5 protein-coding genes and 1 pseudogene are annotated in these 12135 nt (G+C 63.3%); 2 read left to right on the plus strand and 4 right to left on the minus strand.

Annotation, left to right across the window (positions count from 1 at the left end; translation table 11 throughout):
* Positions 1 to 266, plus strand: a 266-nt coding sequence (locus GA0070558_RS34780; RefSeq protein WP_141722411.1) for a transposase family protein, incomplete at its 5' end; no start/stop codon positions are given.
* 159 nt (positions 267 to 425) lie between these two features.
* On the opposite strand, the gene GA0070558_RS32085 is transcribed toward GA0070558_RS34780, so the two are convergent.
* Complete coding sequence (locus GA0070558_RS32085; protein ID WP_091287141.1) at positions 426 to 827, minus strand: hypothetical protein; 402 nt, start codon at positions 825 to 827, stop codon at positions 426 to 428.
* Between the two features lie 114 nt (positions 828 to 941).
* Between GA0070558_RS32085 and GA0070558_RS34785 the strand changes: the two genes are divergently transcribed.
* Positions 942 to 1334 carry a DUF302 domain-containing protein gene (locus tag GA0070558_RS34785; protein ID WP_091287144.1) on the plus strand — a complete coding sequence of 131 codons (393 nt, stop codon included), beginning with the start codon at positions 942 to 944 and terminating at the stop codon, positions 1332 to 1334.
* A gap of 114 nt (positions 1335 to 1448) precedes the next feature.
* Here the strand turns inward: GA0070558_RS34785 and GA0070558_RS35120 are convergent.
* The 3 genes and pseudogenes from GA0070558_RS35120 to GA0070558_RS32105 form a co-directional block, all read right to left on the minus strand.
* A pseudogene (locus tag GA0070558_RS35120) lies at positions 1449 to 1601 on the minus strand (helix-turn-helix domain-containing protein); the annotation flags it as partial.
* Positions 1602 to 1787: 186 nt separating this feature from the next.
* Positions 1788 to 2081 (minus strand): hypothetical protein, encoded by a 294-nt coding sequence (locus GA0070558_RS32100; RefSeq protein ID WP_091287150.1) that lies wholly within the window; start codon positions 2079 to 2081, stop codon positions 1788 to 1790.
* Between the two features lie 4 nt (positions 2082 to 2085).
* Complete coding sequence (locus GA0070558_RS32105) at positions 2086 to 10494, minus strand: RHS repeat-associated core domain-containing protein (RefSeq protein ID WP_176734480.1); 8409 nt, start codon at positions 10492 to 10494, stop codon at positions 2086 to 2088.
* Positions 10495 to 12135: the final 1641 nt, after the last annotated feature.

The raw sequence follows: 12135 nt of genomic DNA on the forward strand, positions 1-12135 counted from the left end.
GACCCCTCGGCGACCTGGGCTACGAAGGCGAGTCCACCACCATCACCGTGGCGTTCAAGAAACCGAGGAACAGCCGCCTCACCACCATCCAGCAGCAGTTCAACAAGGCCCACAACAGCCTGCGAGCCATCGGCGAACGCGGAAACTCCCTGCTCAAGACCACCTTCAAGGCGCTGCGCAACATCAGCCTCGACCCATGGCGCATCGGCAAGATCGTGGCCGCCGCACTCGTCCTGCTCCACACCGAACACGACCGCACCACATGACCACCTCTTGTGATCAGAACATTGCGCGGAATGGCTCAGTGTCACCGCCCATCCCCAAGCCTGTGACCAGGGCCGTGACCACAGAAGGTTAAGTGAGGCCCGCCAAGCCAACGGCTCCGGCTCGCAGCCCGGCCCGGCATGACGACGCCCGGGCGAGCCTCAGCCCCACCACATCGCACTCGATGGGACCGTGGAACAGACCGCTCTGCTCACCAAGCCGAGCCAGCGACCGCTCAGGCAGCCCAGAAGACGACGCACTGCACGTTCTTTGCAGCTTGTGTCAAGGAAGGCCACCAGCGCCTCGTAGCGGTCAGCGAGGAAGAGCGCGACGATCCGCAGCCTCTCATCCGGTACGCGCCACTGCGCGGCCTCCTGCGGGGAGAGCGGCTTGAGGTAGTCGGGAGACCTGGGGCCGAGGTTGACCACGATCCCGTCCTCGTCCTCCACCACCTGCCGCAGATGGGGCAACAGAACCTCGAACGGGATCTGGGTCAGGTGGACCGACGCCTGGGCGACCTCCCCGGCCGACACGGGGTTGAGAGGAAACTTCGCGGTGTCCATGAGGGCACCAAGTCGCCGCCAGGCCTGACTGTGAGGCTGGCCGGCACGGTTTTGCCGAATCACTCACGCTGCTCGTTCGCGGCTGGCACGATCTCACCTCAGGGAGAGCAGAGCATGAGCTACGCGATGACGATCCGGCTGTACGCCGGGTCCACCCCGACCGTCGAGCGGGTCCGGGCGGCACTGAAGGATCAGGGCTTCGGCGTGCTGACCGAGATCGACATGCGGGCCACGCTGCACGAGAAGCTCGGGGTCGAACTCGAGGAGTACGTCATCCTCGGCGCCTGCAACCCACCGCTGGCACATCGGGCCGTGCAGGCCGACCGGAACATCGGCCTACTCCTGCCGTGCAACGTCGTGGTCCGCGCCGACGGGCCGGACGCCGCCCTGGTGCAGGCGCTCGACCCGCAGGTATTGGTGCAGCTGAGCGATGCCGCCGACCTGCGGGCGGTTGCCGACGAGGCAACCCGCCGGCTGCGGGCCGCGCTGGACGCCCTCTCCGGATGAGAAACGGCGTGGTGCGGGCATCACCAGCCCCCCATTCTGGCCGACCAGCGCGTGGATCCCCAGATCCTCCGGTGGCGGGTTCAGCGTCGCGCCCACCACGGCGGCCTCGTCGACGACCGGCGGGCGACCAAGGCGTGGCAGGTCCGCCAAGGGATCGATCCCGCCGGTGACGTACCGGGCCCGCCAGGCAATGACGGTCTGGCGAGTCGCCCCGACCCGCCGTGCCATCTCCGCGTTGGGCCGGCCCTTCCGCAGCCAGCAACACAATCCGCGCCCGCTGCACGCGCCAGGCCCGCACGGTAGACGAACGGGTCAACTCATGTAGGCGAGCACCATCACCCGGACGCAGAACCAACGGCGAGGCTACAGAAACGCCTCATTTTCCCGCAGCCCCAACCGTCCAGTCACTTCAGACACGCAACACTAGAACCTACTCGGACACGTGCCGGATCATCATCTCCCATATTCGCCACGCCACTCACTCGGCCTCACCCAGTCGTTTCCATCGCCTGGGCGGACTCGAACCGAGTCGCCAACACTAAGGGTTTCGAGAACACCGAAGATCCTCTCTAGGATGAGAGACCGGTTGGAGCCTGGTTCGATATCCACATCTAGATGCGATCCAGCCTCACTGGTACCCGCCCCGGTAACCTCCCCATGACCAACTAAAGCTTCATTCAAGCCTTCCTCAATATCATCCCTGTCCACCAGGATTGGACCGTCAATGACAATCTCAACAAACTCCATCGATTCACCTTTCCTGCAGTTCGTCAAAGAATGCGTCCATCATCCTAACAGACTTCCTTCCCCTTTCAGGCTTTGAGAATCCCAATGGAGGCGACTCCGGGCTATTGACAAGACGCGCACCACGCTGCTGATACGCCCTCAGGAAGAACTCCTCCGCCCCCTTGCTTGCGTCTAGAGACCTCTGCACGTCAACGACCTTGAATGTCCAAGAGGGATTGGCCTTAGCAACATCGTGCCCCTTGCTCAACCTCGAAGCGAGCGCGTTCTCTGGGGATCCGACACCTTGGGCTCTTCCTACATAACGAACTTCATCTCCGTCGACCGCAACGTAGGTTATATAGCTCCTCCCATTTTCAGCTGACGGGATAATTAAATCCACACCCTCACCCGGGGACACTCCAAACTCGTCGAATAGATCGCGGCAATCTTCGTACCAGACCCCAGCACTCCTACTTCCATCCCCTTGACGCCACCCCCCAGCGAAGCAGGAATGGTCGAGTCCCCCTTGCGCAGCCGCTGGTCCGCCAGCCAAAGCTCCACCGCCATTAGGGGCGCTCTCCTGCCCCTCGTCAGCCACCACCGTTGGCTGAGGTTGACTGCCGGCGCTATTCCCAATCTGACTGCCGCCAGGAAGCAATGCCTCGGAGGTAGGACGCGTAGTGCCCACTGGCTTGGGCCGGGGCGCAACGTCGAGAAGCCACGGAGTTCGACACAGTTGACCGTTACTCAAACCTGCGGCTTGCGACGCCAAGACGCACGGCGGGGTGGGAGGTGGCGCGTAGCAGCCTCGACTGCATGGTGCCTGAGGGCCTGGACCGCGGCCGGGTCCCGTTCGGTTGCTCGTAGTCGTGTTGTATCGACAGGATGGGGCATTCGGGTACTGGTAACAGTAGGGCAATCCGGCCGACGAGGCGCCGCCGGAACCCCTGATAGCGCCGTAGCCATAGCCCGAGGTCCGCCCGCTCCGCCATTGACTGCCAAGGTACTCACCGAGCCTGTATCCGCCATACATCCCGGCGCCGAACCAGCCTACGGATGCTGCAGCGATTGCGACACCACAGGCGATAGCACATGCAGCTGCCACTGTTCCAGCAGAGCCGAGGCCTGCGCTAATGCCGGCTAGTGCTCGACCCAACCCGCCGGCTGCTCCGGGATCAAAATGCCCGCTCGGATCGCTACCCGTGATCGGATTCGCGTTCCCATATACGTAGCGGTTCGTTTGTGCGATTGGCTGCGGAGCGAGGGTCCATGTATCGCGACTAATAAATCTTGCGTTGTCAGCGCTGTACCAACGCGCATGCGCATTGACCTGACCGCTCTCCAGGTCGGTCCAACCTCCCTGATAGCCCAAAGGAAGCGCACCGATCGATCCAGAGGATGCGCCATACGGTTGATAGCTCGCAGAGGCAGTTAAGTCTCCGGTAGCGGCGTTGGCGGCAGCGACGAGGTCACCGTGGATTCGATCATCGATCAGAGTCCTGGCCGCTGCAGTGCCAGTCTTGTCAGACAGGGGCCGCCCATAACCGTCTCGCATGATCGCGGTGTCGGCTCCGAAGAGATTCGGAGTACGAACAGGAGTGTTGCTCAGGTCATTATAGGCAAAAGAAGTGTTGTTGCGTTGCACGAGGCGGTCAAGGGCGTCGTAGGCGTAGGTGGCGACATAGCCAGTGTTGACAACTTGAGTGAGCCGCTCAAATGCGTCGAAGGTGAAGCTCTCTGAGGTGGTGCCGAGGGTCTGGGTTTCGAGCGTGCCGCGAGGGGTCCAAGTCCAAGTCCGGTTCGGTTCGCCGGCACCGGTCTCGGCAGTTGCGCGGTTCCGCTCGTCGTAGGTGGTGGTGCGGGTACCAGCAGGGCTGGTGACAGTGGTGTGGTTGGAGGCACCATCATAGCCGTAAGCGGTCTGGTCGCCGTTCGGTGCAGTCCAGGTTGCAAGCCGCCCGAGGCCGTCGTATGTATAGACGCTGACACCTGAGGCGGCGACTCCGGTTGTGTTCTTGGTGAGGAGTTGATTGTCGCGGTCGTAGGTGTAGGTGGTGGCGGCGGAACTGGTGCCGTTGGGTCGTTTGTAGGTATCGGCGGTGAGACGGGCGAGGTTGTCGTACACGTAGGCGCGCGTCGGGCCCCCTGCACCGTACGTGGTCTGACCTAGCTGACCACTGTTCTTGTAGGTGTGGGTAGCGGTAGTCCCGGTAAGTGGGTCAGTAGCCGTGGAGAGTGCGCCGGCAGCGTTGTAAGTGAAACCGGCGGTGCCTGCACTATCGGTGCGGCTGGTGAGGTTACCTTCGCTATCGTAGGTGTAGGTAGCGTTACCGGCACTTCCAGCGGTACCCGTGAGCTGACCACGGTCGTTCCAGCTGTACGTGGTGTCGCCAAGAGGACTGCCAACTTTGATTATCCGGCCCAGAGCATCGTATTCGAGTTGCCGGGCTGCGGTGGCGGATTCGGCGCCGCTCCCGGTTTCTTCGACAAGGTTGCCAGCTCTGTCATAGGTGAGAGTGCGGGTCACGCCTCCGGGTAGAAGGTAGGTGACGGGTTGGCCGGCCGCATCGTAGCTCGTAGTCCAAGTTCGGCTACCAACTTCAGGGTGTGCGGTGGTCGCGGGTTCGATGACTGAAGCGGGCTGCCCCCAGGGGGTATATGTGTAGGTCGTAGAATTGTTGTTGCCATCGACCATCCGGGTTCGGCGCCTGTTGAGGTCATAGCCAAGCTGGACGGTGGTCGTGGAGGCGGGGTCAGCAGAGGCGGCTCGTTGAGCGATGGTGGTGAGTTGTCCGGCCTGGTCGTAGCTGTACTCAGTGGTACGACCTTCGGCACTGGTCGAACTGAGTGCTTGTCCCGCACCGTTGTAGGACGTGGTGGAAGTGCGCAGAGTTGTTCCGCAGGTTCCGCTGGCCGTTGAAGTGCAGTCGGTGGTAGCTGTCGACCGCCCCGCAAGATCGTAATTTTGGGTGGTGACCGGATCAACGTAGGTGGTGTCCTTGCCCTTCACAGCAGAGAGATTGCGGCCAGCCATGTCATAGGTGAACTGGGTGAACCGCCCGCTAGGGTCGGTGACTCTGAGCGCTTCGCCGGCTGCATTATATGTAGCAGTGGTGGTGTGATTCAGCGGGCTGGTGACGGCAGTCAGGTTGCCGGCATCGTCATAGCCAAGGTTGGTGGTCAGGTACAGGGTGGCACCGGTGCTGCGGTCTGAGATGGTGGCGGTGACCTGCCGGCCGAGGTCATCGTAGGTTGCTGATGTAACAGCGCCGGCCGGGTCAGTAGTCGAGAGCTGTTCGCCGATCCTGTCATAGGTAGATGTCCAGACTGGGGCAGTCTTCGGACCGCTGCTGTCGGGATCAGGCTGGGTACGGGTTAGTAGATTTCCATGGAGGTCGTAAGTGTAGGAGGTGGTGCGGCCAAGCGAATCGACGGCCTGTTCCAAGAGACCTTGGCTGTTGTATGAGGCATGGTAGTTGGCGATGATCGCCAATCCGCCGGGTGTGACATACGGGGACAAGCCAACATCGGTTGGCCTGCCCGCAGGATCGTAGGTGACACTGGTGACAGCACCATCGGGATCTCGTTCTTGAGTGGGCTCGCTAAAGGCGTTATATCCGATGGTGATCGTGGGTGCGGCGCTTGTACTGCTACTACCCGACCAGACCGTTCGGGTCTCGCCGGTACTCGTGGCTAGATTCCCTAGCGCGTCATAGGTGTAAGTGACCGTGGTGCCTGCAGGATCGGTGCTTTCGGTGATGAGGCCGCGGGCGTCCCTCTGGTGGCTGGTTGTCAGGGTTGAAGGGCTTCCGCCGGTGTTGACGACGGTTTCGGTGAGCACCCGGCCGGCGTCGTCGTAGATATAGGTGGTTGCTTCGGATCGGCCGGGGGATGCGGTCCCGGTGCGGGTCGCGATGGCGATAGATCCGTCACGGTTGCGGTTGTAGGTGGTTGCTCGGTTGAGGCCGTCGGGGTCGAAGTGTTCTTCTTTGACGTAGCCGGCTTTGTCGTAGACGGTGGTGCTGGTGATGTTGGCGAGGCCGGTTTGTTGGTTGACCTGCCCGGCGGCGTTGTAGTCGAGTTTGCTGAGCCTGGTTTCGCTGGTGATATCGCCGTTGGCGTCGCGGCGGACCCGACTGGTGGTAGCGGGCAGGTTGTCGCCGTAGTAGGTGTAGGCGGTCTCACGGCCCATCGCGTCGACCACGAAGGCAAGCCGACCGGCGGGATCATATGCGCGGGAGTCGAGAATGAGGCTGGTTGCAGTCGGGTTCATCGGATCGGCTCCCGCGCCGAGCGCGGTGGTTTCGATCCGTCGGTGGGCTTCGTCGTAAGCGTGTTCGAGCACTCGGCCGCCGGGCTGGGTCACCTTGACGATGTCGCCGCGGGTGTCCCAGTCCTGGTCGGTGATGGATCCGTCAGGAGTCTGCGCGGTGTCTGGACGTCCCGCGGCATCGTAGGTCCAGGTCCAGACTCGGTCGGGGTCGCTGCCGGTGATGTCGTCGGTGGTCTGACTGGTGCGCTGAGCGGAGGCGTTGTAGGTGTAAGTGGTACGGGTCTGGTGTGTCTCGTTGGTGATGGGGTTCGTCACGGCAGGGTTGGTGACGGTCGCGGTTTGCGATACGGGGTTGTAGGTGTATGTGGTGGTGCCGTATGCGCTGCCAGTTTGTGGGGCGAGGGTGGTGGCGGTGATCCGACCGATGTCGTCGCGTGTGTGGCTGGTGGTCAGCCCGACCGGGTCGACGGTACGGACGAGGTCTCCGGCGGTGTTGTAGTAGGAGCGGGTGATCTTGCCGTTGCGGGCCGTTGCGGTCAGCTGCAGGCCCGGGGGAATCGTGCCGCTGCCGGAGGGCTCAGCCTGTTCGGTCCCCGTGGAATAGGTAAAGCTCTCTGTGACGGCGGTGGTGTGACCAGACGGCGCTGGATAGCTGACGGCGGTGATCCGTCCCACGGCGTCGATGGTGTTCTCGACACGGTAGGTGGTGTCGGTCGCGGAGGCGGAGCGTGCGTCGGCAGTCCAGATGCGCACGTCGTTACGGCGGTCGAGGGGGTCGGCGGCGTTGAGGTAGTAGCCGGCGTAGCTGGTATTACATTCGGTGCTGGTTCGGCAGGTGGTCTGCGCCAGGATGTTGCCGCGCTCGTCGGTGTCGTATGTGACGCTGTTGTTGTTGGCGTCGGTGTACTTGGAGACGAAGCCGCGGGCGTTGTAGGTCCAGGTGCGCTCGCCGAAGGTGTCCGCGCGGCTGACGAGCCGTCCGCCGTGGTCGATGTCGTGGCGGTACGTGATCGGTTCGGCGTTGTCTGGTGCCAGGACGATGACCCGGTTTCCCTCGTCGACGGCGGGAGGGGCCAAGTCCCAGGTGGCGCCGTTTCGGTCGGTGACGTGGGTGACGCGTCCGGTGGGAGCGTCGTACCCAAGCTGGAGGGCGGTGACGTTGCCGGGCTTGGTGACGGTCGTCAGTCGGGTGGTCTGGTTGCGGGCGGCCCAGTGGTTCGCGACTTGCGTCGGGCCGAGAGGATGCTTGTAGTAGGCGGCCTCGTCGATCAGGCCAGCGAACGGGAAGTTGCCGGTGACGGTGGCGGACCATCCGGCGGAGGTGTGGCCGTTTCCGATCGACGGATGTGCCATGTCGCGGTGGTCGATGAGTTTGCCGGTGATCTGGCCGATCGAGGTGCCATCGAGGTAGAGATTCTGAGCGTCCACGGATCCGGAAATGACGACGTGGTGCCACTGGCCGTCGTCAACTCGACTGGACGACAGCATGGTGGTAGTGCCCTGGGTCGTGGTCCAGATCTTGCCTCGAAGAAGTCCATCGGTGCCGACGTAGAGGATCGGCGTCCACTGCGTGGGTGTGTGGTCGAGGTCGGTGTCCTGCACGCTGAACAGGACGCCGTTCTCGCCGGCTGCTGCCTTGAACCACAGCTCGACCGCTAGGCCCATGGACGTGCTCGTGAGGTTCCTTGGCAGCTCGACGGCACTAGTGGTGCTGCCTCCGAAGTCAACGGCGGTGTCGGGTGATCCCGTCAGCGCGCCTGCTGCACCTGGGGCCACGTCCCGGTAAGAACCGTCGCGTTCGCCTGGCTTGGTGGCAACGACGTTGGCGGCGTCGCCGGCGTCGGCTGGTTCACCAAGAGGCCAGTAGGCGGCGGGATTGTCGTCGGTTACGACTGACCGGTAGTGCGAGGAGGCGGTGTAGGCGTACTGCGTACAGGACTGGGCGGACAACGGTGTGCATGCCTGGGTGAGGGTGTCGCCGGTGTAGGTGTAGGTCCAGGTAGGTGCACTCTGGCCGGAGGCGGGCGGGTCTGTCGAGACAGAGGTGACGTGCCCGCTTGTCCAGGTTAGGTGCAGTGAACGGCCGCTGGCGGCGTCGGTGATGGTGGTGAGTTTTCCACCGCCGTTGTAGCTGTAGTTTTGCGTACGGTCGTCGGCGTCGATGATCGAGGTGAGCCGTCCGTCAGCGGTGAAGATCCTGCGATTCCCGGTGGCGTCTCGTAGATTCCACAGCGTCGGTGTGCCGGTGGCGACGAGGGTGAGGTTCATACCCGATGGGGGTGCGTAGGTGCCGTCTGCGTTACGGCCGAAGCGCACCTGACTTCCTGAGGCCAGGGTCAAGACGACGTTGCCGGAGCCGTCGGTGTCCGTGGACAGCCGCTGGTCGACAGGGCTGGTCCAGCCCGCGCCGAAGGCGCCGCTGGTTCGCAGGTCCTGTGAGTTGTAGGTGCGAGGCAGCGCTAGGGCGGGGCCTGCCACGGTCACCGCAGCGTCGGTGATGGTGGTGGAGTAGTTGCCTACGTAGGGGTTTAGCCCCGTCACGTCAGCGTCCGCTGCTGCAGAGGCAAGGTGGCTCGCCACCTCAGGCTGAGCGACAGTGGGGGTGAAGATGAACGGCCCGATCTCGCTGGTCGTCAGCTGGGTGTCTGACAGGGTGACGTACCAGTGAGCGGTTTCGTGCCACTTGAGGAGGCCAGAGGGAACAGGCCACGTGGTGGACGACAGCCATGCGGTCGTTTGACAACCCGATGGCGTTTCCGGTGCGCCTTTGCAGATACGAAACTTCAACTGCCGACCGCCGGCTGGGGTGTTGTCGGGGTCGACATAGTCAGCCCACAGCGTGGGAGTCAGAGTGTCGGAGTGGCCGTTGTGCAGCGGAAAGATGCCACCGTCGCCGATGGTCGGAGCGCCGTTGGCCACGGTGAAGTTGCTCTGGCCGAAGGGCACACCGTAGGTGCTGTTGAAGGAGGCGCCGGTGGGAGTGACCATGTCGAGTCGGAGGCTGTAGCTTCCGACGGCGAGCGCATCGACCTGGATGGGCACGTCGGCGTACTGATGTGGGCCGACGTTCTTGGGCATCGTGTACAGGGGGCCGCTACGAACGACAGTGCCTGCGCTGTTGAGGATCTTGTACGTCAGCCGGTACCCGTTGGTCGAGGTCCAGGTCGTCATCCCCCAGTTCGTGACGCGTACGGTGATCTTGCCCGCGGTGGCGGCGGTGACAGGCGGGTTGAACGCAGCCGTGGGGAGGGAGTACTTGGCACCCTGGTCGGAGTAGTTCAGATCGATGTACGGTCTGGCGGTGGAGTTGGAGAAGTTCGCGGAGGCGAATCGTTTCCAGGCGTAGCTGTCCGTTTCCGATGCACGCACCGTTAGGCCGTAGAACGCCTCTGTTCCATGCAGCCAGCGCATGACACGGTCGGCAGGAAGGCCGAAACCAGCCCAGCCTCCGTTGGGGCAGTCGTAGTAGCCGTAGGCGAAGGAGCTTGTCCCGACGCGGCTTGCGGAGTCATACGACGGCCCTGCCCAGGTCTTCGTCGATGCCCCGGACCATGACTTGGTCACTGCGTACACGTTGACGGTGCGGGCGCGGCAGGAGTAGGACCAGTAGTTCCACAGTCGCAGGGTCGCCCCGAGAACATACCGGTTTGGCCGGGACGCCTTCAGGTCATTGAAGTGTAGATAGGAGGCGGCGCGTTCCGAGCCGCCGTTGTACGTGCCGACCAGCAAGTCGCCCTCGGCAGAGTTGTTTCGATTTGCATGGTCTCGCTTGGACACGAACGTGTCGTCAGTCTCGGAGTTGTCCTGAAAGGTGGGATCTACCACTACAGGGAACACGCGAGAGGGGTCATGCAGCCACCGCTGGTCCAGATCGACGCGGAGCGCCCAGGACTCGGCTTGGCGGACCAATGTGTACTGTACATCGTTGGAACGCTCGCCCGATCCCCGCCGAGGATGAACGTTAGAGTCCACCATGAACCCTGGCGGGATAGCTCCGCGGGCTTGCCCTGTAGCGTCGAGGAAGACGACCTCGCCAGTGGAAGAGTTCAGTGAAGGGGTCAACCCCTCAACCTTTAGCGGGAACAGCCATGACGCGGGAGCGTCAAGAGAGTGGAGGACGATTTCCTCCTTCAATCCCCATTCCATCGGGGTGAACTTCACGTCCGCACTCTGCCGGACCCCAGCGAACGTCGCCGTCTCGTCTTTGACGTCGACGGCAACTGGAGCTGCGCCCTCGATGGCAAACCCGACGGAGGCCCCGTCACCAAATGAAACGGTAGCGACCTGCTGATCGTCACCTCGAGGTGCCACCGTAACCGCCGCCGCAGCCGCTGGCGCGAACCGGCCATCCGCGCGTCGGGAGAGCCGATTGTCCAGCGGCTGCCACTGGCCGCCTTCGCCACGAACGAACGCTGTCCCGTCGAACAGTCGCAGCGTCTTCGTTCCGTCAGGGTTATCGAACTCGGTGCTACGGGCCGTACGCGCGCTCGTTCGCTCGACCGACCGACCGGCAACGAAGCCGGCTGCCTCTCCGGCCTCTCGCACCGGCGAGGCAACCTGCGCTGCGGCTCGCGATCCCGGAACACTCACTGGCGGGAACGCCGGCTCGCTGCCTACCGCGCCGGCAACCGGCTTACGCTTTGGCGTCACGGTGAATGGGCCGCTCACCGAGGTTCTCGCTGCCTCTACTGCGTGCGTGCCGGCAGAGGGCGAGCTGACCTTTTGCTGCGGTTTGACCTTGCTGGCGCCAGCAGGCACCACCGGTGCTGGCTCGGCCTTAGCCGGCGGAATTGCCGACAACAAGGACATCGCCATCGCTACGCTAAGAAGCCCCGCAACCCAGGGGCGACGACGCTGCCACCGGCCGAGGGCCGCGACACCTGTATCAGATCGACGAACCCCACCGGCCATCGCGGCCCTCCCCCAAAGTCATGAAGTCAGGCGAACGCTAGAGCTCGGCGGCACTCACTCACAAGATCCCGACACAAGTTGACAGGAGGAGCCGGCCATCAACGGACAGAGCACACCCCATGGTCTACCCAGCGTGATCGCCAAGGGCGCTCGACACCCCACGCAAGGGGCGTTGCCTCTCCTGTCTACAGCCGCAGCGCACAGAACCCACATGGTGCATCGCAACCACCTGGAGTAGCGAGCTCCACCAGGACGAGATGCGATATTCCTATTAGGATCTGATCGGCGACTCAATATCGATGTCCGTTAACCATCGAGAAACCCAGCAGTTCTGTGGGTGAGGCCACGTCACTCCGCTTCCCGTTCTCGGCGTGCGCGGCAGGCATCCAGAACGCCTGCCGCGTCCCGCACTGCCATCGGCAGCGACAACGATCTCAGCCGAGTATCTGAGCCTCGACGGTGCCGGACGATCCGATGGCCGTCTTACGCACGTGCAGGCGCGATGGTATGCGCCTTCGTAGTTCCGCGACGTGGCTGACCAGTCCGACGGTGTCCGGCCGCCGGAGCGCAGAGCGTCGAGCGTGTCGAGCATTTGGTCCAGTGCCTCCTGGTCGAGAGTGAGGTGATCTCAGCAAGGTTCGGCGGCCGAGTGGGATGACACGGGCTTAACGTCCATACCGGACGGCGCTGGATATGGACGTGGAGCCATCGGTAGACAGGTTCTTGCGACGGAATCGGTCTCCGAGAGGGCCCCACGTGATCACCTATTCTGCCAGGCTCGACGTCCCCAGGGAACTGGTGCGACACGTGGCGCGGCTTCTGCACGCCGAACGTCGGGCGGTGCGCACTCGCCGCCGTGCGAGGGCGTTGACGTGCTTCTACCAGGCGCTT

It is taken from the genome of Micromonospora haikouensis, assembly GCF_900091595.1.
GTDB classification, from domain to species: Bacteria; Actinomycetota; Actinomycetes; order Mycobacteriales; family Micromonosporaceae; genus Micromonospora; species Micromonospora haikouensis.

Coding starts and splice junctions, on each gene's coding strand:
- GA0070558_RS32100 (WP_091287150.1), bottom strand. CDS start 2,081: ATGGAGTTTGTTGAGATTGTCATTGACGGTCCAATCCTGGTGGACAGG.
- GA0070558_RS32085 (WP_091287141.1), bottom strand. CDS start 827: ATGGACACCGCGAAGTTTCCTCTCAACCCCGTGTCGGCCGGGGAGGTC.
- GA0070558_RS34785 (WP_091287144.1), top strand. CDS start 942: ATGAGCTACGCGATGACGATCCGGCTGTACGCCGGGTCCACCCCGACC.